The 22,746-nt window shown below is 63.2% G+C and carries 21 protein-coding genes and 1 tRNA gene; 11 read left to right on the top strand and 11 right to left on the bottom strand.

Annotated elements, in window-relative coordinates:
• Positions 1-55 precede the first annotated feature (55 nt).
• The 7 genes from hutI to GTP23_RS01455 all read right to left on the bottom strand — a co-directional run bounded on the left by hutI (position 56) and on the right by GTP23_RS01455 (position 9,244).
• Positions 56-1,279 carry an imidazolonepropionase gene (hutI, locus tag GTP23_RS01485; RefSeq protein ID WP_161033566.1) on the bottom strand — a complete coding sequence of 408 codons (1,224 nt, stop codon included), beginning with the start codon at positions 1,277-1,279 and terminating at the stop codon, positions 56-58.
• A gap of 12 nt (positions 1,280-1,291) precedes the next feature.
• Positions 1,292-1,867 carry a HutD/Ves family protein gene (locus tag GTP23_RS01480; protein WP_161033565.1) on the bottom strand — a complete coding sequence of 192 codons (576 nt, stop codon included), beginning with the start codon at positions 1,865-1,867 and terminating at the stop codon, positions 1,292-1,294.
• Positions 1,864-3,270 (bottom strand): formimidoylglutamate deiminase, encoded by a 1,407-nt coding sequence (locus GTP23_RS01475; RefSeq protein ID WP_229255884.1) that lies wholly within the window; start codon positions 3,268-3,270, stop codon positions 1,864-1,866. Before GTP23_RS01475 ends, GTP23_RS01480 begins: the two co-directional genes overlap by 4 nt.
• Positions 3,267-4,055: an N-formylglutamate deformylase gene (gene hutG, locus GTP23_RS01470; protein WP_161033564.1), complete on the bottom strand. Its 789-nt coding sequence runs from the start codon at positions 4,053-4,055 to the stop codon at positions 3,267-3,269. The genes GTP23_RS01475 and hutG overlap by 4 nt, the downstream gene beginning before the upstream one ends.
• A 13-nt stretch (positions 4,056-4,068) precedes the next feature.
• A complete protein-coding gene (gene hutH / locus GTP23_RS01465) occupies positions 4,069-5,622 on the bottom strand; it encodes a histidine ammonia-lyase (RefSeq protein WP_161033563.1) in 1,554 nt (517 codons plus the stop codon).
• A 20-nt stretch (positions 5,623-5,642) separates the two neighbouring features.
• Positions 5,643-7,346, bottom strand: coding sequence for a urocanate hydratase (gene hutU, locus GTP23_RS01460; protein ID WP_161033562.1), 1,704 nt, complete (start codon positions 7,344-7,346; stop codon positions 5,643-5,645).
• A 176-nt stretch (positions 7,347-7,522) separates the two neighbouring features.
• A complete protein-coding gene (locus GTP23_RS01455; RefSeq protein WP_161033561.1) occupies positions 7,523-9,244 on the bottom strand; it encodes an amidohydrolase in 1,722 nt (573 codons plus the stop codon).
• 107 nt (positions 9,245-9,351) lie between these two features.
• Between GTP23_RS01455 and msbA the strand changes: the two genes are divergently transcribed.
• On the top strand, positions 9,352-11,178 hold the full coding sequence (msbA, locus tag GTP23_RS01450; protein WP_161033560.1) for a lipid A export permease/ATP-binding protein MsbA: 1,827 nt from the start codon (positions 9,352-9,354) through the stop codon (positions 11,176-11,178).
• Here the strand turns inward: msbA and GTP23_RS01445 are convergent.
• Both GTP23_RS01445 and ada read right to left on the bottom strand, forming a co-directional pair.
• Positions 11,163-11,882, bottom strand: a complete 720-nt coding sequence (locus GTP23_RS01445) for a 2OG-Fe(II) oxygenase (RefSeq protein WP_371866852.1) — start codon at positions 11,880-11,882, stop codon at positions 11,163-11,165. The two genes, msbA and GTP23_RS01445, sit on opposite strands and share 16 nt — an antisense overlap.
• A 170-nt stretch (positions 11,883-12,052) precedes the next feature.
• The gene (gene ada / locus GTP23_RS01440) at positions 12,053-13,129 is read right to left on the bottom strand and encodes a bifunctional DNA-binding transcriptional regulator/O6-methylguanine-DNA methyltransferase Ada (protein WP_161033559.1); all 1,077 of its coding nucleotides are present in this window, start codon (positions 13,127-13,129) and stop codon (positions 12,053-12,055) included.
• A gap of 185 nt (positions 13,130-13,314) precedes the next feature.
• Here ada and hutC point away from each other — a divergent pair, with 185 nt between their 5' ends.
• From hutC to GTP23_RS01410, 6 genes are all read left to right on the top strand, one after another.
• Positions 13,315-14,037 (top strand): histidine utilization transcriptional repressor HutC, encoded by a 723-nt coding sequence (gene hutC / locus GTP23_RS01435; protein WP_161033558.1) that lies wholly within the window; start codon positions 13,315-13,317, stop codon positions 14,035-14,037.
• Positions 14,038-14,043: 6 nt separating this feature from the next.
• Positions 14,044-15,732: an ABC transporter substrate-binding protein gene (locus GTP23_RS01430; RefSeq protein ID WP_229255883.1), complete on the top strand. Its 1,689-nt coding sequence runs from the start codon at positions 14,044-14,046 to the stop codon at positions 15,730-15,732.
• 226 nt (positions 15,733-15,958) lie between these two features.
• The gene (gene trxA / locus GTP23_RS01425; protein WP_154375897.1) at positions 15,959-16,285 is read left to right on the top strand and encodes a thioredoxin TrxA; all 327 of its coding nucleotides are present in this window, start codon (positions 15,959-15,961) and stop codon (positions 16,283-16,285) included.
• Positions 16,286-16,413: 128 nt separating this feature from the next.
• Positions 16,414-17,676, top strand: a complete 1,263-nt coding sequence (gene rho / locus GTP23_RS01420; protein ID WP_155432799.1) for a transcription termination factor Rho — start codon at positions 16,414-16,416, stop codon at positions 17,674-17,676.
• A gap of 185 nt (positions 17,677-17,861) precedes the next feature.
• Complete coding sequence (locus tag GTP23_RS01415; RefSeq protein ID WP_161033557.1) at positions 17,862-18,131, top strand: type B 50S ribosomal protein L31; 270 nt, start codon at positions 17,862-17,864, stop codon at positions 18,129-18,131.
• 103 nt (positions 18,132-18,234) lie between these two features.
• Positions 18,235-19,959 (top strand): ArnT family glycosyltransferase, encoded by a 1,725-nt coding sequence (locus tag GTP23_RS01410; protein WP_161033556.1) that lies wholly within the window; start codon positions 18,235-18,237, stop codon positions 19,957-19,959.
• 48 nt (positions 19,960-20,007) lie between these two features.
• On the opposite strand, the gene GTP23_RS01405 is transcribed toward GTP23_RS01410, so the two are convergent.
• Entirely contained in the window at positions 20,008-20,379 is a 372-nt protein-coding gene (locus tag GTP23_RS01405; RefSeq protein WP_161033555.1) for a gel scht, read from the bottom strand.
• A 256-nt stretch (positions 20,380-20,635) separates the two neighbouring features.
• On the opposite strand from GTP23_RS01405, the gene GTP23_RS01400 reads away from it, so the two are divergent.
• Positions 20,636-20,720: transfer RNA gene (locus GTP23_RS01400), tRNA-Leu, on the top strand.
• 60 nt (positions 20,721-20,780) lie between these two features.
• Here the strand turns inward: GTP23_RS01400 and GTP23_RS01395 are convergent.
• The gene (locus GTP23_RS01395) at positions 20,781-21,344 is read right to left on the bottom strand and encodes a cytochrome b (RefSeq protein ID WP_161033554.1); all 564 of its coding nucleotides are present in this window, start codon (positions 21,342-21,344) and stop codon (positions 20,781-20,783) included.
• Between the two features lie 136 nt (positions 21,345-21,480).
• Here GTP23_RS01395 and GTP23_RS01390 point away from each other — a divergent pair, with 136 nt between their 5' ends.
• From GTP23_RS01390 to GTP23_RS01380, 3 genes are read left to right on the top strand one after another with little or no spacing between them, the layout of a single operon-like run.
• Positions 21,481-21,774 (top strand): ArsR/SmtB family transcription factor, encoded by a 294-nt coding sequence (locus tag GTP23_RS01390; RefSeq protein WP_161034575.1) that lies wholly within the window; start codon positions 21,481-21,483, stop codon positions 21,772-21,774.
• 3 nt (positions 21,775-21,777) lie between these two features.
• Positions 21,778-22,212, top strand: a complete 435-nt coding sequence (locus tag GTP23_RS01385) for a YeeE/YedE family protein (RefSeq protein ID WP_161033553.1) — start codon at positions 21,778-21,780, stop codon at positions 22,210-22,212.
• A gap of 1 nt (position 22,213) precedes the next feature.
• A complete protein-coding gene (locus GTP23_RS01380) occupies positions 22,214-22,642 on the top strand; it encodes a YeeE/YedE family protein (RefSeq protein ID WP_161033552.1) in 429 nt (142 codons plus the stop codon).
• The last annotated feature ends 104 nt before the right edge of the window (positions 22,643-22,746 follow it).

Here is a 22,746-nt window from a genome sequence, read left to right as displayed (position 1 = left end):
CGCATACTGTAACCGATCGCCCGTTCCACACCGTAAAATTTGCCGAGACTATCCTCTAAATCTGCTCGCTACACAACACTACACGCAACACCCCGCGCTGCACCACGCCGCAGCAGGGGTTATGACCGATGGCATACGACAGGTCGGCCGGACGGGCGATGCGCCACAGAGCAAAATCAGCCTGCTTGCCCACTTCCAGTGTTCCTATGCGGTCGGACCGTCCCAGTGCACGGGCCGCATGGCGCGTGCAACCGGCCAGCGCTTCCAGCGGCGTCAGACGCCACAGGGTGCAAACCATATTCATGGCCAGCAGCAGCGAAGTCATGGGCGAAGTGCCGGGGTTGCAGTCGGTTGCCACCGCCATGGCCACACCGGCGGCACGCAGTCCGGCCACTGGCGGCGGATTGGTATCGCGCAGGAAGTAATAGGCACCGGGCAGCAGCACGGCTACCGTGCCGGCAGCAGCCATGGCGGCAATGCCGCTGGCGCTCAGATGTTCCAGATGGTCGGCCGACAGGCCCTGATAACGTGCCACCAGCGCAGCCCCTGCCAGATCGGACAGCTGTTCGGCATGCAGTTTGCCGGGCAGGCCCAGTGCCTTGGCGGCCGCGAACACGCGCTCCGTCTGGGCTGGCGTAAAGCCTATGCGCTCGCAGAAAGCATCTACCGCATCGATCAGCCCTTCCCCGGCCAGCGGCGCCATCATGGCGCACACGGCATCCACATAATCGTCGGCACGGCCAGCAAACTCGGGGGGCACGGCGTGGGCACCGAGGAAGGTGGTGACCACATCGACCGGCAGTTCGCGCCCGATGCGGCGCGCCACGCGCAGCATGGCCGCCTCGGAGGCCTGCGTCAGGCCGTAGCCGGATTTGATTTCCAGCGTAGTCACGCCTTCGGCCAGCAGGCTGCGTAGACGCGGCAGGCTGGCCTGCAACAGTTCGTCCTCGCTGGCGGCACGGGTGGCGCGCACGGTGGACATGATGCCGCCGCCGGCACGGGCAATATCCTCGTAGGTAGCGCCGTTCAGACGCGCTTCGAATTCGTCGCTGCGATTACCGGCATGGACGATGTGGGTATGGCAGTCGATCAGGCCCGGCGTCAGCCAGCAGCCGGCACCATCCTGCACGCTGGCCGCCTGTACGCCGGCGGGCAGCTGGTCCATCCGGCCCAGCCAGGCAATCTGGCCATCCTTGACGGCGATCGCGCCATCCCTTACCTCGCCATAGCCATCGACCATGGTGGCCAGATGCACATTGGTAAACAGCAGATCCCACATCGTTACAACTTCCTAGTGATTGATGATATCGACCACGAACACCGTGGCCTGTGCCGCATCCATGGTCCATTCCTGCCCGTCTTCCAGCACCAGCAGATCGTAGCGCACCATGGCGATGCGCTCGCACTCGCTGCTCAGCGTCAGCCCTTCACCATCGGCGAGGAACAGCAAGGTGGTGGCAGCGCGGCGTTTGAGTGGCTGGCTGCCACGCACCACCTGCAGTTCCAGCCGGTGGCGGCAGCTGTCGCGCCGCGTCATCACATTGAAGTCCGTGGTCACGCCGCCCGCCACCGTGGCATGCACGGCCGCTTCGCCTTCGAATTCGATCACCGGCTCGCTGGGGCTCAGCACAAAACGCTCGTCGCCAAAGTCCAGCAGTACGCCATCGCCATCCACCAGCGCCAGCGTGCGGTCTATGCCCGCAAACACGGAGAACGGGCCGCTCTCCGAGATGGTCGCGAGGCTGATGCGCCAGTCGAAGCTATCGAAACCGGCACCGACTGGCGATACCAGCATTTCGGTGGTGCTGCCGCCGCCGTTCTTCCATGGCGTGGGACGCAGGCTGGCGTACTGGATAAGCTGGCTCATCGTAACTCCCGCAGTTCAGTCAAAGTCTGTTTGAAGCGCGCCGCGATCTCCTGCTGCGCCACGTGCTGGCCACGCTGCACCAGCCAGCGGCCACCGACCATCACATCGCGCACCAGATTGTCGTTGCCGCTGAAGATAAAGCTGCCCAGCACTTCATCGAGCGCCAGCGCGTGCAGATTCGGATGGTCGTCATCCGGCACCAGCAGATCGGCGCGACGCCCTACTTCCAGCTCCCCCACCGGGCGGCCACTGGCCTGTGCACCGCCCTGCAGGGCACGCTGCCAGAGGAAGTCGCCCACATTGCGCTCGCTGTCCGATACCGCAATATTACGCCGCTGCTGCTGCAAGCGCTGACCATATTCCAGCCAGCGCAGTTCTTCTACGGCGCTTTGCGAAATATGCGAATCGCTGCCCACGCCGAAGCGCCCGCCCAGCGCCAGAAATTCTTCCAGCGGGAACAGGCCGTCGCCAAGATTGGCTTCCGTGGTGGGGCACAGGCCGGCCACGGTGCCACTGCGCGCCATACTCTGTACTTCGTCCTGCTGCAGATGGGTGGCGTGAATCAGGCACCAGCGCTGGTCAACCTCCACCTGATCATACAGATGCTGCACGGGACGACGGCCACACCAGTCCAGCGCCTGCTGTACTTCGGCCATCTGCTCGGCGATGTGGATGTGGATGGGACGGCTGGCAGGCAAGGCCGCCAGCACGGTATTGATCTGCTGCGTCGAAGCGGCACGCAGCGAATGGGGCGCCACGCCCACTTCCGTCTGGACATCGCGCAGCGGTTCCAGCGCTTCGATAATGCGCAGCACATCGGCGGCATCGGTGCGGAAGCGCTGCTGCTCGGGTTTCAACGGGTTCTCGCCAAAGCCGGAATAGCTGTACAGCACGGGCAGCATGGTCATGCCTATGCCGGCCAGCCGTGCACCGGCGATCACGCGCTGCGCCGTTTCGGCCGGTTGCGCATACATGCTGCCATCCGGTGCGCGCTGCACGTAATGGAATTCGCACAGCGAGGTATAACCATGGCGCAGACATTCGACGTACAGCTGGGCCGCGATGGACTCCATCTGCTCGGGCGTGATATTGCGGGCAAAGCGGTACATCAGTTCGCGCCACGTCCAGAAGCTGTCGCGCCCCGGTCCGGCCTTTTCCGTGCGGCCGCCCAGCGCGCGCTGGAAGCTGTGCGAATGCAGGTTGATCATGCCGGGCAGGACATAGCTCACCACGGGGACGGAACCATCCGCCACCGCTGCGGCAGCATCGGGTGTGATTGCCGTGAGGGTGCCCGCCGCATCCCATGTGATCAGCACGTCGTCGCACCAGCCTTGCGGCAGCAGTGCGTGACGGGCAAACAGCTGATTGCCTTGCTGATTCAGTGGCATACTCGCCTCGCTCATGCGCGGCTCCAGTCAGCGGCAGCCTGCAGCATGGAGCGCAGCACGCCCTGCACCTGCACCGCCAGATCGGCGCGGTAGCCATACGGCGCCTGTTCGTCCATATAGGTGGACTGGCACATTTCCAGCTGGATGGCATGCACATTCGAAGCGGGACGGCCGTAGTGGCGCGTGATATGGCCGCCTTTGAAGCGCCCGTTCACGGCGATGCTGTAGTGCTCCTGCGCCAGCGCCTGTGCCACCACGGCCTCGGACAGCCCCTGCCCGCAGCTCTTGCCATCGGCCGTGCCGAAATTCAGATCCGGCAGTTTGCCTTCGAAGAAGCGCGGCACGATGGAAGCGATGGAATGGGCATCCCACAGCACCACGCGGCCATGCAGCGACAGCAGACGATCGAGTTCGCTGCGCAGCTGGCTGTGATACGGCTGCCAGTAGGCGGCCAGACGGCGCTGCACTTCCGCCTGATCGGGCAGACAGCCTTCGCGGTACAGCGGCTCGCGGTGGAAGGTATCGACAGGGCACAGCCCCGTAGTGTCCTGCCCCGGATACAGATTGCTGTCTTCCGGTGGCCGGTTCAGATCGATCACATAGCGCGACCAGCGCGCCGACAGTGTCGACGCCCCCATCTCGCCGAGGAACTCGTAGAGCTTTACCAGATGCCAGTCGGTATCCTGACGGTCGGCACCGGCTGGCGTCATCTGCGCCGCGATCTCGTCGGGGATATCGGTGCCCACGTGCGGCATGGACACCAGCAAGGGTATGCTGCCTGCATTGAAACGGAAGTCCATGCCGCCTCCCCTGTTAGTGGCCCAGCGCTGCGAACAGCGCTTTGCACGAAGCGCTCAGATCACCGCGCAGCACCATGCCCTTGGCCGCTTCGATATCGGGCGCAAAGAAGCGGTCGGCGTCGAAGAACGGTACGCGGCTACGCAGTTGCGCATGCACGTGTTCCAGTTGCGGCGAGGTCTTGAGCGGACGGTGGAAATCGATACCCTGTGCGCCGGCCAGCAGTTCGATACCGAGGATCACAGCGGTATTATGCGCCATGTCGTCCAGACGGCGCGCCGCGTAGGTGGCCATGCTGACGTGGTCTTCCTGATTGGCCGAAGTCGGGATGGTATCCACGCTGCCCGGATGCGCCATCGATTTGTTTTCCGACGCCAGCGCAGCCGCCGTCACGTGGGCAATCATGAAGCCCGAATTCACGCCCGGCTCGCGCACCAGGAATGGCGGCAGGCCGGACAGCGTCGCATCGATCAGCAGCGCGATACGGCGCTCGGAAATGCTGCCGATTTCGGCGATAGCCAGCGCCAGCGTATCGGCCGCAAAAGCCACCGGCTCGGCGTGGAAGTTACCGCCCGAGACCACCACCGACAGCTCGCCATCCTTGAACAGCAGCGGATTGTCGGTCACGGCATTGGCTTCGATCAGCAGCGTGCGCGAGGCATTGGCGATGATGTCGTGGCAGGCGCCCATCACCTGTGGCTGGCAGCGCAGGCAGTAGGGGTCCTGCACGCGCTCGTCGCCTACCAGATGGGAGGCGCGGATGGCGCTGTTGCTGACCAGTTCGCGGTAGATGGCCGCAGCAGCGATCTGGCCCGGCTGGCCGCGTACTTCGTGCACGCGCGCGTCGAACGGCGAATCCGAACCTTTGGCAGCGTCCAGCGACAGCGCGCCCGTCACCATGCCCGCTTCCAGCAGGCGCTCGGCCATGAACAGGCCATGCAGCGCCAGCGCAGTGGAAACCTGCGTGCCATTGATCAGCGCCAGACCTTCTTTGGCGGCCAGCACCACTGGTGCGATATTGGCCGCTTTGAGCGCATCGACTGCCTGCATCAGCTGGCCGTTGACGCGCACTTCGCCCACGCCCAGCATGGCCAGCGTCATATGCGACAGCGGCGCCAGATCGCCCGAAGCGCCGACCGAACCCTTGGCCGGAATGGCCGGCATGATGCCGGCGTTGTACAGCGCGATCAGGGTATCGATGATCAGCGGGCGCACGCCGGAGAAGCCGCGCGCCAGACTGCCGATCTTCATCAGCATGATTAGGCGGCAGACGGCATCCGACATCAGCTCGCCCGTACCTACCGAGTGCGACAGGATCAGGTTGCGCTGCAGTTGTTCCAGCTTATCGTCCGGAATGCGGGTTTTGGCCAGCAGACCGAAGCCGGTATTGATGCCGTAAGCCGCATCGCCTTTGGCGACGATGGCCTGCACGGCAGCGGCCGATGCTTCGATCACAGGATAGGCTTCCGCCGCCAGCGACAGCGGGCCGGCAGCACGCCAGACGGCGCGCAGTTCGTCGAGCGTCAGTGCGCCAGGTTTCAGGGTCAGAGCAGTTGCAGAGTGGGTCATTTCAGTATCCGGTTCGGTTCTTAAGGAATCATCGGCAGGTTCAGGCCATTGCGCTTGGCGCAGGCGATCGCCGTTTCGTAGCCAGCATCGGCATGGCGCATCACGCCCGTGCCGCTATCGTTGACCAGCACGCGGGCGAGTCGCTTGGCGGCAGCATCCGTGCCGTCGGCCACGATCACCACGCCGGAGTGCTGCGAATAGCCCATGCCCACGCCGCCGCCATGGTGCAGCGACACCCAGGTAGCGCCACCGGCAGTGTTCAGCAGCGCGTTCAGCAGCGGCCAGTCGGACACGGCATCCGTACCGTCCTTCATGCTTTCCGTTTCGCGGTTAGGGCTGGCGACGGAACCCGTGTCGAGGTGGTCGCGGCCGATCACCACGGGCGCTTTCAGTTCGCCATTGCGCACCATTTCATTGAAAGCCAGACCGGCGATGTGGCGCTCGCCCAGACCCAGCCAGCAGATCCGTGCAGGCAGGCCCTGGAAGGCGATGCGTTCGCGCGCCATGTCCAGCCAGCGGTGTACCTGTGCGTGGTGCGGGAACAGTTCCTTGATTTTGGCGTCGGTCTTGTAGATATCTTCCGGATCGCCGGACAGCGCCACCCAGCGGAACGGGCCACGGCCTTCGCAGAACTGCGGACGGATATAGGCCGGAACAAAACCGGGGAAGTCGAACGCGTTCCGCACGCCCTGATCGAAGGCCACCTGACGGATGTTGTTACCGTAATCGACCACCTTGGCGCCCAGCGTCTGGAAGTCCAGCATGGCCTGCACGTGCACGGCGCAGGACGCGGCGGCGGCAGCTTTCAGTTCGGCGTGGCGGCTGGCGTCCTGCTGCGCGGCCTTCCACTGCTCCACCGTCCAGCCCTGCGGCAGATAGCCGTTGATCAGATCGTGCGCGGACGTCTGGTCCGTCACCACATCCGGCACCAGCCCCTGCACGCGCGCGCGGCGCACCAGTTCCGGCAGCACGTCGGCCGCATTGCCCAGCAGGCCGATGGAAATCGCATCGCCATTGGCCTTGTGCAGGCGTACCAGTTCCAGCGCCTCGTCGATATTCGCGGCCTGCTTGTCCAGATAACGGGTACGCAGACGGAAATCGATGCTGCTCTGCTGGCACTCGATATTCAGCGATACGGCACCGGCCATGGTGGCAGCCAGCGGCTGTGCACCGCCCATGCCGCCCAGACCGGCCGTGAGTACCCAGCGGCCTTTCAGATCGCCGCCGAAATGCTGGCGCCCTGCTTCGGCAAAGGTTTCGAACGTGCCCTGCACGATGCCCTGGGTGCCGATATAGATCCAGCTACCGGCCGTCATCTGGCCGTACATGAACAGGCCCTTGCGATCGAGTTCGTTGAAGTGTTCCCAGTTGGCCCACTTCGGCACCAGATTGGAATTGGCGATCAGCACGCGCGGTGCATCTTCGTGGGTCTGGAACACGCCCACCGGTTTGCCGGACTGGATCAGCAAGGTCTGGTTATCTTCCAGCTCGCGCAGCGAAGCCAGAATCTGGTCATAACAGGCCCAGTTGCGGGCAGCGCGGCCAATGCCACCATACACCACCAGATGTTTAGGATTTTCCGCCACTTCCGCGTCCAGATTATTCTGGATCATGCGGTAGGCCGCCTCGGCGCCCCAGTTCTTGCAGGTGCGCTCGGCACCGCGCGGAGCGCGGATTTCACGGCTGGCGTCAAAACGGGGATCGCTGTCTAAATGGCTGGTCATGATGGCTCCTGATCGGGTGAGTAAGGCTGGAGGCCATCCGGCGAATTCCGGCGCGAACGGACGAGCGCATCCAGCACGATGCCGCACAGCATAAGTTGTATATACAACCAAGTCAACCGATTTTTCGAAGCGGCACCGGCCGCCCTGCAGCACGGCCGCGCAAGCGGCCTGCCGTCTTACTGGCGCTTGTACACGCGCTTACCGCCCATCCATGTCTGCAGCACCTGGGTCTTGCCAATTTGCTCAGGCGGCACCTTGAACAGGTCGCGGTCGATCAGGATGAAATCGGCCCATTTACCGGCTTCCAGCGAGCCGATCACGTTTTCCTGATGGGCCGCATAGGCCGCATCGAGCGTGAAGCAGCGCAGCGCTTCGGTCAGCGTCATGGCCTGATTTTTATACCAGCCACCGGCCGGCTGGCCCGCATTGTTCTGCCGCGTCACGGCCGCATGCAGGCCTTCGAACGGATTGGGCGACTCGACCGGGAAATCGGAACCGCAGGCAATGCGCGAACCCTGATCGAGGAAGGTACGCCACGCATAGGCGCCCTTGATGCGTTCGGAGCCCACGCGCTGCTCGGCCATGTTCTGGTCGGAAGTGGCATGGGTAGGCTGCATGGACGGAATCACGCCCAGCGTCTTGAAGCGGGGGATATCCTCCGGCGTCACCACCTGCGCGTGCTCGATGCGGTGGCGCAGGCCCACCGCGTTATATTTGGGGATCAGCTGGGCGTAGGCATCGAGTATCTGGCGGTTACCGGCATCGCCGATGGCATGCACATTCACCTGATAGCCGGCCTTCATGGCCTTGTTCATCTTGGCCAGCATTTCCGCTGGAGGGTAGAACAGCAGCCCCTTGGTCGACGGCATATCCGAGTACGGCGCCAGCAGGGCCGCGCCGCGGCTACCCAGCGCACCATCGGAATACAGCTTGACGGAGGCCAGCGCATACACATCGTTGCCGTAGGAAGGCAGCGGGCCATCCTTGGCCAGCTCGTCGAAATCGGCGCCCGTGTCGCCTATCATGGCGTAGACCCGGGTGGTCAGCTTGCCGTGGTCGGCATAGTCGCGGTACAGGTCATCCTGCGCTACCTTGATGCCGGCATCGTGCACACTGGTCAGCCCCATTTTGGCCAGTATCGCCAGCGCGTTATCGAGCATGCTGCGCGCTTCGGCCGGCGTTGCCAGCGGCACCACCTTCTCGACCAGCTCCATGGCGGCATCGACCAGCACACCGGTCGGACGACCGGCGGCGTCGCGCTCTATCTTGCCGCCTTTCGGGTCCGGCGTATCGCGGCTCACGCCGGCCATTTCCAGCGCCTTGGTATTCACCCAGATAGCGTGGCCGTCCACGCGGTGCAGCAGCACGGGGCGGTCGTTGACCTGCGCATCGAGTTCGGCCGCCGTGGGGAAGCGCCCCAGTTTCCAGTTTTCCTGATTCCAGCCGCGCCCTATCACCCATGCCCGGCGCGGATGGGCACGGGCAAATTCGGCTACCGTGCGCACGGCGCCTCCCACCGACGTGGCATTAAACAGCTCCACGCCGGAGGCGATTTCGCCCAGCCCGAACACGTGGCCATGGGCGTCGATCAAGCCGGGCAGCAGGGTTTTGCCCTGCGCATCGATGTGCTCCGCCTTGGGCAGACGCGCCGCTGTATCCTTTTCGCTACCGACCGCCACGATCTTGCCCAGATCATCGAAGGCCAGCGACGTGAAACGCAGCAGCGAGCCATCGGCCGTCAGCGTGTAACCGTTGGCGCGGTCGATGATGGTGTCGGCCTGCGCCAGTGGCGCCACGGCGGCTAGTCCAGCCGCCAGACCTGCGGCCAGCAGGGTAGTGGTACCAGCCTGACGAACGGCGCCTGCCAGAGGGGCGGGCGAGAAAACGGTAGTGCGCATCGATACTCTCCATTCCGGAACCTAGTACCAGAGTGTAGCGAAGTTTAGGCCGGGGTCAATCAAACTCTGGTTACAATGTCGGATTCGCCGCTCTCTCACCACAACCCGTGTCCAGCCGATTACTCTATTTACGTCTGCTCCAGCAGTTCCGCCCCTATCTGTGGATCGCTGGCGTGACCCTGATCGCCGTCGCCCTGGCTGCCGCCGCCGACGTATTGCTGATCCGCCAGTTACAGAATGTGGTCGATGCGCTCGCCCCTAGCCATAGCCTGATGCCGGCCCGTCCCGCTACCGGCCTGCTGGCCGAAATGCAGGAATGGCTGGGCCGTCTGCTGCCCCACAACCCCGCCCATGCCACCCTGTGGGCCATCCCCGCCGTGATACTGGCGCTGGCCATCATGCGCATGGTGTCCAGCTTTGCCGCCGAATACGGCGCCGCATGGCTGAGCAGCCGGGTGCAGGCCAATCTGCGCGAAGTCATGTTCGCCCGCATCATGCGCCTGCCTAACGGCTATTTCGACCAGTCCTCCACCGGCACCACGCTGTCGCGCGTCGCGTTCGATGCGGCGCAGGTGGCGCAGGCCGTGATCACCGTGGTCAACGTGGCCATGCGCGACAGCGTCGCCACCATAGGCTATCTGACCACTCTGTTCATCATCGACTGGCAACTGGCGCTGTTCTGTCTGGGCCTGCTGCCGCTGGTAGCCGCCATCGTGACCTTTGCGGGCCGGCGCATGCGCCACCTGAGCAAGAGCGCGCAAGCGGCCATGGGCGAGCTGACCAATGTGCTGGACGAGAGCATCAGCGGCCAGCGCGTGGTCAAGATTTTCGGCGGCCAGCACTATGAACAGCAGCGCTTCGACAGCGTGGTGAAACTGAACCGCCAGCTGGCCGTCAAGCACGCCGCCACTTCGGCGCTCAATTCCGGCATCATCATGCTGCTGATCGGGATTACCCTGTCCTCGGTGATCTACTTTGCCCTGCTGCGCGCGCAGGCCGGCGCGCTCTCGCCCGGCGCCTTCGTGGCCTTTATGTCCTCGCTGATGGCAATGCAGTCGCCCATCAAGAACCTCACCAAGATCAACGAACCTATGCAGCGCGGCATGGCTGCCGCCGAATCCGTGTTCGGCCTGATCGATACCGAAGCGGAAGCCGATCAGGGCACGCGCCAGATCGAACGGGCGGCCGGCCATCTGCAACTGGATCAGGTCAGTTTCTGCTACAGCAGCGATGCCGATGCCAAGCCAGCGCTCGATCGCGTTTCGCTCGATATCGCCGCCGGTGAAACAGTGGCACTGGTGGGCAGCTCCGGCAGCGGCAAGACCACGCTGGCCGGCCTGCTGCCGCGCTTCTACGATGTCAGCGGTGGCAGCATCCGCCTCGATGGCGTCGACCTGCGCGACTACACCATGGCCTCGCTGCGCAGCCAGATCGCGCTGGTCAGTCAGGATGTGGTGCTGTTCAACGATACGCTGGCAGCCAACATCGCCTATGGCGATCCGGCCCCTTCGCAGCAGCGCATCGAAGCGGCGGCACGCGCGGCCCATGCGCACGAATTCATCGCCCGCCAGCCCGAGGGCTACCAGACTTCGGTGGGTGAAAACGGTTTACGCCTGTCCGGCGGCCAGCGCCAGCGGCTGGCGATTGCCCGTGCGCTGTACAAGAATGCGCCTATCCTGATTCTGGACGAAGCCACCAGCGCGCTCGATACGGAATCGGAACGGCTGGTGCAGGCCGCGCTGGAAGTGCTGATGCAGGGCCGTACCACAGTGGTGATTGCCCACCGCCTGTCCACGATTGAAAACGCCGACCGCATCGTGGTGCTCAATGGCGGCCGCATCGCCGAAGTGGGCAGCCATGCAGAACTGCTGGGCCATAACGGCATCTACGCCCGCCTGTACCAGACTCAGAAAAGCGTTCAGGTCGCGTCGTGAAAAATAATCCCTAGCGTGTGCCGGCAGCCGCTGCGCAGCCGGCTCACGCCATGGCGCATGTGCACGCGGTACACCCCGCGCCCACCTTGTGCGGGGCGCTGATCGACCGGGAAGATCACCAGATCGCCACGCTGCCACGGCACCACTTCCACCCGCGACTGCATGCGCGGACGCTGCTCCGTCAGCACCAGCTCGCCCCCTGCGAAATCCCGTCCCGGTTCGCTTAGGAGGATGGCCGCCTGCAGCGGGAACACCTGTTCACCATACAGATCCTGATGCAGGCAGTTGTAGTCGCCGGCCTGATACTGCAGCAGCAAAGGCGTAGGCCGCTGCTGGCCCGCTGCATGGCAGCGCGCCAGAAATTCCGTATGCTCGGCGGGGAAACGGCTCTCCACACCCAGCAGTTCATGCCAGCGGTTGGCGATCTGCGCCAGCGGGCCATACAGCGACTGGCGCAATGCCACCACCATGGATGGCAGCGGATAGCGGAAATACTGGTATTCGCCGCTGCCGAAGCCGTGCTGCGCCATCACCACGCGGCTGCGGAACAGTTCCGGCTGGGCGTACTGCGCTGCCATGGCGCGGCATTCCTCGGCCGTCAGCATGCCGGGCACCGTGGCATAGCCATGCGCCAGCAGTTCGTCTTCGATAGCCTGCCAGTCCAGCCCCGCCACATGCACGGCGATGCCGGCAGCAGCGCCCACGCCACGGCGCGCCTGATTCTGCGCCTGAGCATGTGCCTGATTCTGCGCCTGCCCGTGCGCTTGAGCGTGCGCCGGCTCCGGTTGCGCCACATCTGCGGCCGCGCTCAGGGGTACCACCTTGCGCGGCGCCCGTGGCGCAGCACCGGCGGCAAAATCCAGTTCGCCATTTTTCACTGCTGTGCCTCCCGTTCCAGTAACTGCGCTTTGCGTTCCACTCCCCAGCGATAGCCGGAGATGCTGCCATCATTACGCACCACGCGGTGGCAGGGTATCGCCACCGCCAGCGCATTGGCAGCACAGGCACTGGCCACGGCACGCGCACCGCGCGGCAGGCCCACCCGCTGCGCCAGTTCGGCGTAGCTGACCGTCCGCCCCGCCGGAATTTCGCGCAGCACCTGCCAGACGCGCTGCTGGAACGCCGTGCCGCGCACATCGAGCGGCAAATCCAGCCCCAGCGAAGGCTGCTCCACCATGCCGACCACGCGCGCCACCACCTGCTCATAATCGGCATCGGCGCCCAGCAGTTCGGCGGCCGGGAAACGGTCCTGCAGATCACGCAGCAAAAAGTCCGGATCATCATCGATCAGTATCGCGCAGATGCCCTGCTCCGTACTGGCCACCAGTATCGCCCCCAGCGAGCACTGGGCAATGGCGAAGCGGATCTGGCTACCACGGCCACCGGCGCGGTAAGCACCGGGCGTCATGCCCAGCACAGCCGGTGACTGGGCATAGAAACGGCCGCTCGAGTTGTAGCCGGCCGCGTACATGGCATCCGTCACGCTGGCGGCGACGCCCAGCTCCTGCTGCACCCGCCGTGCGCGCTCCGCGCTGGCATAGGCTTTCGGTGTAATCCCCGTCACAGCTTTAAAGATGCGGTGGAAGTGGAAGCGCGACAGGCCCACGGCCGCCGCAAGTACATCAAGTTCCGGTGGCGTTTCAGCCTGTTCGATCAGGCGGCAGGCCTGTGCCACCAGGGCCGCCTGCCGTTCGGCCAGCGGTGGCTGGTCCGGCTTGCAACGCAAGCAGGGACGGAACCCGGCCGCTTCCGCATCTTCACGGCTAGAGTGGAAGGCCACGTTCTGGCGCAAGGCGGGACGGGCGCCGCACGAGGGCCGGCAGTACACGCCCGTGCTGCGCACGGAATACCAGAATATGCCGTCGGCCGCGCCATCGCGCTGCTGTACGGCGGCCCAGCGCTGCGCCTCGCTCTGATAGGCGGCGCTGCTGTGCTTTGCTGTCTTGCCCATGTTGGACTCCCGCTTCGGATAAGGTAGGTCACCAGCTTATCCGGCGCCGCGCAGCGTCGCACTCCGGCGCTTGCTTTTGAATTGTACGCTGCTGCCACAAAAATTCACAAAGATGCTCAACTAGCAATCAGCCAATGCTAGAATGAAATGCAGCGCGCCAGTCCGGCGCCCCTCGGAGAAGCCGTTTGGAAGCCGTAGCACAGTCAGAAAATACCCCGATATTCCAGCGTATCAAGGACTATCTGCTTTCCCAGATCGCCAACGGCACCTGGAAGGAAGGCGATGTAATCCCTTCCGAGCAGGCGCTGGTCAAGCAGTTCGGGGTATCGCGCATGACCGTCAACCGCGCCGTGCGCGAACTCACTGCCGAGCAGGTGCTGACGCGCCGCCAGGGCTCCGGCACCTACGTGGCGCAGCAGAAGGTGCAGGCCACGCTGGTGGAAATCCGCTCCATCGCCGACGAAATCCGCGCCCGTGGCCACGCCCACCGCAGCAGCCTGCAGCAACTGGAACGCAGCAAGGCCAGCGAACTGCTGGCACGCCAGTTCGACCTGCCGGTTGGCCACCCGCTGTTCCATTCCGTGATCGTGCATTTCGAGAACGGCGTGCCTATCCAGGTGGAAGACCGCTGGGCCAACCCCAAGCTGGCACCCGATTATATGGAGCAGGATTACGCCAGCATCACACCGAACGAATACCTGATGCGCGCCGCGCCGCTGCAGGACGCCACCTACAGCATCGAAGCCCTGCCCGCGCCGCGCGATGTGGCCGACATGCTGGCCATCGATACGCGCCAGCCCTGTCTGGTGCTGCGCCGCCAGACCCGTTCCAATGGTCAGGTGGCTTCGCTGGCTACCATGTGGCATCCCGGTCATCGCTACCAGTTTGCCGGCAGCGTAGGCTACTAGCAGCGTATGAATATGCGCCGCTATCTGTCCCCGCCACTGCGACGCATTCCCGCTTTTATAAGGCACTGGCGCCTGAGCCTGAAATTCAGTCTGCTTCTGGCATCGGGCCTGCTCGCTGCTGCCAGTAGCAATGCTGCACAGGCCAGCGAAACCGTCACCATCCAGCTCAAGTGGCTGCATCAGTTCCAGTTTGCCGGCTATTACGCGGCGCAGGATCAGGGCTATTACCGCGAAGCGGGACTGGAAGTCAAACTGCTGGAAGCCCGCCCCGGCCACGACAGCCTGCAAGCGGTGATGCAGGGCGAAGCCCAGTACGGCATCGGCAATACCGCCCTGCTGGCAGCCCGTGCACGCGGCCTGCCGGTGGTGGTACTGGCCTCGCTGTACCAGCACTCCGCTGCCGCCCTGCTGGTGCGGCGCGACGCCGGCGGCAAACCCCATCTGGGGCCGAACAGCCGCATCATGCTGGCGCCGAACAACGAGGAGCTGGCGCTATTCCTGCGCAAATACGGCATACCGACCGAGTCGCTGCTGCCGGTCGCGCATAACTTCAGCTACGGCGATCTGCTCGATGGCAACATCGATGCCATGTCCGTCTACACCACCGAAGCCCCCTACATCCTCGAGCACAGCAGCCTGGGCTACCAGATCCTCACGCCCCGCTCGCAGGGCGATGATTTCTATGGCGATGTGCTGTACACCACCGAAAGCGAACTGCGCGACCACCCGCGGCGCGCCGCCGCCCTGCGTGCCGCCACGCTGCGCGGCTGGGCCTACGCCATGCAGCACCCGGATGAACTGGTGGACCTGATCCGCGCCCGCTATCCGCAGCGCCACAGCCGCGAACTCCTGCTGTATGAAGCCCAGCACATCGTGCCGCTGCTGGCACAGGACAGCATAGAACTGGGCTACAGCGATCCTCTGCGCTGGCAGGCGATTGCCGACAGCTATATGGCGCAGGGCATGCTGCCGGAAGATTTCAAGCTCGAGGGTTTCCTGTATCAGCCGGAACAGCAGCAAGGCTGGCGCCGCCATTTGCCCGTGCTGCTACCGGTACTGGTGCTGCTGCTGATCGCCGCGCTGCTATGGCGTATGCGCCACCGCCTGCTGCCTGCCCACCGGCCACCCCACAGCGAGCTGCCGCTGGCCGGCACTGCAACGCCGCCGGGCAGCGGTAGCAGCAGCGCAGCCAGCCCGGCCACGCCAACCAGCAGCGGCGTACATGCCGTCGCCGTCAGCCAGCGCACCCTGCAGGATGCCGGCGCCGATGCCCTGCTGCTGCTTGATCCCGACGGTAAAATCCGCGCCGCCAATCCGCGTGCCCGGCAGCTGCTGGCGCAGGCCGCAGCGCCGGCCGGGCAGCTATGCTGGCCCGCCCTGCGCGCCGACGGCAGCCCCTACGACGCCAGCAACCACCCGCTGCAACTGGCTCTGCTCACTGCCGCTCCCGTCACCGACGCCATCATCGGCCTGCCGACGCCGGCAGGCAGCGTGCTGTGGCTGCTGGCAAATATCGAGCTGGTGGCCGATGAGCGGCGTGCTGTCAGCGCACTGGCCGTCAGCCTGCGCCCGGCGCCCGTCCCAGCGCACGCTGCCGGTCCCGCGACCGCTGCAGCAGCGCCGTCCAGCCAGCCGCAAACTGCAGCGTATCCGCCGCCCCCGCACTGCGCGCCACAAGTCCCTGTCGACCACTAGCCGGGCAAAAATTTCAGCCCCTGCGACAATTTGCCGCACATTTCTAAAAAATGGGTTATTATTTCTGCCATCCCCGCCTGCCGATCTTGTTGCCATCCCCTCTAGCACATTGAATTCGCGCATTTGGTCCCCATGTGCTGCCCACTAGGCAACCCTGATGACCTTGCAGACAAGTGGCATAATCCCCAGGCGTTATTCATCCCACAGAACCTCGATTGAGGAATATATGAGCGAAAATATCAAACACATTACCGATGCATCCTTCGAAGCCGACGTGCTGAAGTCCGACCGCCCTGTGCTGGTAGACTTCTGGGCCGAATGGTGCGGCCCTTGCAAGAGCATCGCCCCGATTCTGGAAGAAGTGGCCAAGGAATACGACGGCAAACTGACCATCGCCAAGCTGGACGTGGATTCCAACCAGGCCGTGCCAGCCAAGTTCGGCATCCGTGGCATTCCTACCCTGATCCTGTTCAAAAACGGTGTTGCCGCCGCCCAGAAAGTTGGCGCAATGGCAAAAGGTCAGCTGACCTCTTTCATCGACAGCAATATCTAAGTAAAATATCTGCAGAGCCGCTGCGGCGGCCGCACGGACGACGTTGCGCTCGCAACGTCGCCTTCTAAACAACACCACGTCGTTCCCTCCCCTACCTTTACTTTCCCGTCACGGGACACTCAACACATATGCATTTATCTGAATTAAAGGCCTTACACGTCTCGGCACTGCTCGAGATGGCCATCGGTCTTGATATCGACAACGCCGCCCGGCTGCGCAAACAGGAGCTGATGTTCGCCATCCTGAAGAAGCGCGCCAAAGCGGGTGAACAGATCTTCGGCGACGGCGCTCTGGAAGTGCTGCCCGACGGTTTCGGCTTCCTGCGCTCGCCCGACGCCAGCTACATGGCTTCGACCGACGACATCTATATTTCGCCTTCGCAAATCCGTCGTTTCAACCTGCACACCGGTGATTCGATCGAAGGTGAAGTACGTACCCCGAAAGACGGCGAACGCTATTTCGCGCTGGTCAAGGTGGACAAGGTCAATGGCGAATCGCCGGAAGCTTCGAAACACCGCATATTGTTCGAGAACCTGACGCCGCTGCATCCGAACGAGCCGCTGCGTCTGGAACGTGACATCAACGGTACGGAAAATATCACCGGCCGTATCGTCGATCTGATTTCGCCTATCGGCAAAGGCCAGCGCGGCCTGCTGGTGGCCTCGCCGAAATCCGGTAAGTCCGTGATGCTGCAGCATATCGCCCACGCGATTACGGCCAACCATCCGGATGTGACCCTGATCGTGCTGCTGATCGACGAACGTCCGGAAGAAGTGACGGAAATGCAACGCTCGGTGCGCGGCGAAGTAGTCGCCTCCACCTTCGACGAACCGGCCACCCGCCACGTGCAGGTTGCCGAGATGGTGCTGGAAAAAGCCAAGCGTCTGGTCGAAATGAAAAAAGACGTGGTGATTCTGCTCGACTCGATCACCCGTCTGGCGCGTGCCTACAACACCGTGATCCCGGCTTCGGGCAAGGTACTGACCGGTGGTGTGGATGCCAACGCGCTGCAGCGTCCTAAGCGCTTCTTCGGCGCCGCCCGTAACATCGAAGAAGGTGGTTCGCTGACCATTATCGCGACCGCGCTGATCGAAACCGGTTCGCGTATGGATGACGTGATCTACGAAGAATTCAAGGGTACCGGCAATATGGAGGTACACCTGGAGCGCCGTCTGGCCGAGAAACGCGTGTATCCGGCCATCAACCTGAACAAATCGGGCACCCGCCGCGAAGAACTGCTAATCAAGCCTGACCAGCTGCAGAAGATCTGGATTCTGCGCAAGCTGCTGTACTCGATGGACGAGATCGAAGCGATGGAGTTCATCCTCGACAAGATGAAGGCCACCAAGAACAATGGTGAGTTCTTCGACATGATGAGGCGCGGCGGCTAATTTAGTTAGCCCCCCCCATCATGCCCGTCGGGCCCTTGCCGCGTAAACCGTGGCAAGGGCCCGATTTTCTTGTATAATACGCGACCGTATTATTTTTTAAATCAGGCAAGTGAGCGGCAATCGGGTCAAGAAGCAGTAGCGACCGACGAAGTGCTGTTTGGCTACCTACCTAACCGAGAGCAATTATGAAACCAGAAGGCCACCCAGAGTACCGCGAAGTTGTGTTCCACGACCTGTCGTGCGATTTCAAATTCGTTACCCGTTCGACCATCCAGACCCGTGAAACCATCGAGCACAATGGTCAACAATACCCACTGGTAAAGATCGAGGTTTCGGCTGAATCGCACCCGTTCTACACCGGTAAGCACAAGATCGTCGACACCGCTGGTCGCGTGGAAAAATTCCGTCAGAAATTTGGTTCCGTTGGTTCCAAAACTGCCGTTGCAGCAGGCTAATCCAGCCGCCGCTTCAGAAAAAGCAGCCTCTGGCTGCTTTTTTTGTTTCTAGCCTCCGGCGTTTCCTTCATACTCGCATACTATCTCACTCGACTACTGATCAATGAAGCCAGTCCGTCTTCCTGCCGCCGCCACGCTGGCCCTGCCACGCTGGGCTCTGTTCGCCCTCGGCCTGCTCTACATCCTGCCCGGCCTGATCGGACGCGAACCGTGGAAGAACGACGACGCTGCCAGCTTCGGCATCATGTGGACCATGGCACATGGCAGCTGGCAGGACTGGCTGTGGCCGAATATCGCCGGCCTGTCCATGCCGGAAGAAGGCCCGCTGGCCTTCTGGCTGGGCGCACTCGGCATCAAAATCTTCGGTCCGCTGCTGGGTGATGTACTGGCGGCACGGGTCGCCACCATCGCCATCTTCCTGCTCGGTGTGCTGTCGCTGTGGTATGCCACCTTCAATCTGGGCCGCCGCCAGGATGCCCAGCCGCTACGGCTGGCCTTCGGCGGCCAGCCCGAACCGAATGACTTCGGCCGCACGCTGGCCGATGCTGCCGTGCTGATCTATCTGGGCTGTCTGGGCCTGCTGCTGCACAGCCATGAAACCACCTCGGAAGCGCTGCAAGTCTCACTGGTCGCCCTGCTGCTGTACCGCACCGTACGCTATGCAGAAGCGCCATCGCTGCGCAATGCCGCCCTGAGCGGGCTGGCGGTCGGCTTGCTGACCCTGACGCGCGGCTGGATCACGCCCGTGTTCCTCATGCTGGCCCTGTTTGCCTGCACCCGCTGGCTCGATCAGCCTGCCATCCGCGCCGTGCGCGATCTGGCCGTGACGCTGGTCGTAGGCGCTGCCGTGACGGCCGTGTGGCTGCTGCCGGCGCAACTGCTGCAACCGTATGGCCAGCAGCCGCTGCTGGCCTGGCTGGGCTGGAATCTGCTCCAGCTAGATCTGCCGAGTATGTTATCGGTCAAATTCTTCCTGCGCGTGGGCACCTGGTTCTACTGGCCAGCCTGGCCGTTCGCCGGCTGGGCCGTGTGGGCCTGGCGCCGCCAGCGCCGCGCCCTGCACATCGTCGTGCCGCTGGCCTTCGTCACCATGGGTATGCTGCTGACCCTGTTCCATCCGCTGCCGGAACAGAGCCAGTTGCTGGTGCTGCTGCCGCCGCTGGCCATCATGGCCGCCTTCGGCCTGCTGACCATGAAACGGGGCGCCATCAATGCCATCGACTGGTTCTCCGTGATGGCGCTGACGCTGTGCGCCGCCGTCATCTGGATCTTCTGGTTTGCCAAGCTGACGGGCTGGCCAGCGAAAGCGGCCAAAAACGCCCTGAAACTGGTGCCCGGCTTTACCCCGGAACTGGGCTGGATGGCCCTGCTGGTGGCGCTGGCAGCCACCGCAGGCTGGTTCGCGCTGGTGCTCTGGCGTATCTCGCGCCAGCCGGCCGTGCTGTGGCGCGCCGTGGTGCTGTCTTCGGGCGGCCTGATTCTGATCTGGATTCTGCTGATGACGCTGTTCCTGCCGGATGTGAACTACTCGAAGAGCTACGCGACGGTAGCACGCCAGATCGCGCAAAAAATCCCGGCTGGTGCCGGCTGCATCGCCACCAATGTGGGGCCGGCCCAGCGCGCCTCGTTTGCCTATTACGCGGCGCTGCCGTTTGAAGGCGTGCAGGGCCAGCGCTGCGATCTGCTGCTGTTACAGGACAGCATACGGGTCAAGGATGAACACGAGATTCTGCCCCAGTACCGGGGCAAGCAATGGCAGTTGCTATGGGAAGGACGGCGCGCGGCGGACCGGGAAGAACGCTTCCGTCTGTACCGTCGGGCCGACTAGGCAATAAGGCCGGGGCGCGCCTGATAGGCGCGCCTCCTCGGCAAGAGCTTAGCGGCGTGCCAGCACCATGGCCCTGGCGGGTGCTTTCGCCATCGGCAGCAGGCCAAAATTGGCTATCGCTACAGTTTCATTATCATCACGGAACTCGAACTCGGTACCAGCATTGCTCTTAAAGCGGTCTTTTGCCACCGGGAAGATTTCTACCCACGAGCCCCGGCCCACCTGCACGAAGATACGCGTCATATCGGTGGTGACCTTCAAGGTCTGCCCGTTACTCAGGGCGAACGACTGTTCCAGATCATTCAATTCCTGCTGGTTCAGGTGGTAGCCAGGGGTAGGTTTAACCTGCACCATCACATCGGCGGCGTGGGCGGCGCCCAGAGTAAGTGTAGCGGCTAAGGCGGCAATCAGGGTTTTCATGGTGTGCTCCGTAAATAGGTAGGGAAGTTTTTCACTAGCTGGAGTCACCGCTGCTCTTGGTTTTCAGCGGTCGACGTAAGCAGAATAACAAGAAAAACTGGCCGCATCCGGACCATGCGACGAGCCGCAGATAATCTGGCACCAACGGTAGCCTGGCGCGATAAACCGCAAAAGACTGTGCACGCTTTATCCGCATGACAGACTAGCCCCCGAGCTTGCAGCATTGGGGCAAATCAGTGATAATGGCGCTCGCGTCGCCCGAGTGATGGAATTGGTAGACGTAGCGGACTCAAAATCCGCCGCCGCAAGGCGTGCCGGTTCAAGTCCGGCCTCGGGCACCAGAGATACAAAAAAAGCACTGATTCTTCAGTGCTTTTTTATTTTCCGCGCGGCCGCGCGACCTAATCCCGCCCCGGCACCATGCGCTCGAACACCCCGTCCTTGTCGATGAAACGGTGCTTGAGCGCGCCGGCGATGTGGACACATACCAGCGCCACCAGCAGCCACACCAGTGCACCGTGGATATCGTAATAAGTCTCGGCCATGTCGTGGTTGGCTGCCGCCAGCCGGGGCAGACTGTAGCCGAAAAAGACCAGTCCCGATTTACTGTGGATAGCCCCGGCTATCCCTGCCAGCGGCAATATCAGCATGCACAGATACAGGCCCACCTGTACCAGCTGCGCTGCCCGCAACTGCCACGCCGGCATCCGCGACGGCAGTTGTGGCACCGGATGGCTGCGGCGCCATCCCAGCCGCACCAGCACCAGCGCCAGCACGATCAGCCCCAGCGATTTGTGCAAAACAAAGTACGGCTTAGCCCCGGGGCTATGTTCGATTTCCATCATGTACCAGCCCAGCCCTGTCATGAACACCAGTAGCACGGCACTGATCCAGTGCAGCGCCAGCGCGATACGGTCATAGTGCCAGCCCACGGTGGGCACGGCCTGGGGGCGAAAACGGTTCATGGCATCCTCGTCGGCTGATTGCCTAGCATTGTGTACTTGAATTTTATCGCACAAACACTATATTTTTCAATATAATATAAAACCACAAAATGAAGGATGAGCCGTGCCCGATACTCCTACCCTGCCGCTAGACGCCATGCATGCCGCCGCCGAACAGGCTTGCGGCCTGCTGCGCGTGCTATCCAACCCCGACCGGCTGCTGCTCATGTGCCAGCTGTCGCAGGGCGAACATTCCGTGGGCGAGCTGGAAACCCTGCTCTCCATCCACCAGCCCACCCTGTCGCAACAGCTGGGCGTGTTGCGCAGCAATGGACTGGTCCACACGCGACGCGATGGCAAGAACATCTATTACTCCGTGGCCAGCACGCAGGCACTGGCCGTGATGCAAGTGCTGTATCAGCAATTCTGTCCCCAACCGCTCAAGGATTAAGCGATGGCCATCGACCTGACCCATTTCACCCCCGCTCTCTCGCTCGCGGGCGGCCTGATCATCGGCATCGCCGCCAGTGTGCTAATCCTGTTCAATGGCCGTATCGCCGGCATCAGCGGCATTCTGGGCGGCCTGCTCAGCTGGCCCCGCAATGACCGCCACTGGCGCCTGGCTTTTCTGGCCGGCCTGATCGGTTCGCCCCTGCTGGCCAGCCTGCTCGGCTATGCCACCGCACCGGAAATCCACGCCAGCTGGGAGGTGGTGCTGCTGGCCGGCTTCATCGTCGGCCTCGGCACCCGCTATGCCGGTGGCTGCACCAGCGGCCACGGCGTATGCGGCATGTCGCGCGGCGCCGTGCGCTCCATCGTGGCCACCCTGACCTTTATGGCCGCCGGTTTCATCACCGTGTACATCCAACGTCATCTACTGGGAGCCTGAGATGCTGGTACTGACTTCTTTGCTGGCCGGACTGCTGTTCGGCCTCGGCCTGATCATTTCGGGCATGGCCAATCCCGTCAAGGTACAGGGTTTCCTCGATCTGGCCGGCAACTGGGATCCCTCGCTGGCCATGGTGATGGCGGGCGCCATCGGCATAGGCGGCTTCACCTTCCTGCTGGCGCGCCGGCGCCAGCTCTCCCTGCTCGGGCTGCCCATGCAGCTGCCCGCCAACAGCACCATCACCGCCCGGCTGGTGCTGGGCAGCGCCGCCTTCGGCATAGGCTGGGGCATGGCCGGCTTCTGCCCCGGTCCGGCGCTGGTGGCCATGGGCGCCGGCTATCCCAAGGCGGCCGGCTTTGTGGCGGCCATGGTGGCCGGCATGGCGGTATTCGAACTGGTCGAACGCTGGCGCCAGCCAGCGGCCCGCTAAGCGCTGCCCGCCAGCGCTCTGCAGCGTCCCGGCATCAGGCTTTTGTGCAGCAAACTAGTGGCAAAATAGTTTCCTCGAAGGAAAATATGTCATAATTCGTACTA

The organism is Duganella fentianensis (genome assembly GCF_009857835.1).
GTDB lineage: Bacteria > Pseudomonadota > Gammaproteobacteria > Burkholderiales > Burkholderiaceae_D > Rugamonas > Rugamonas fentianensis.
Note: the sequence above shows the minus strand (reverse complement) of the source record. Positions and strands in the feature narration are given on the sequence as shown.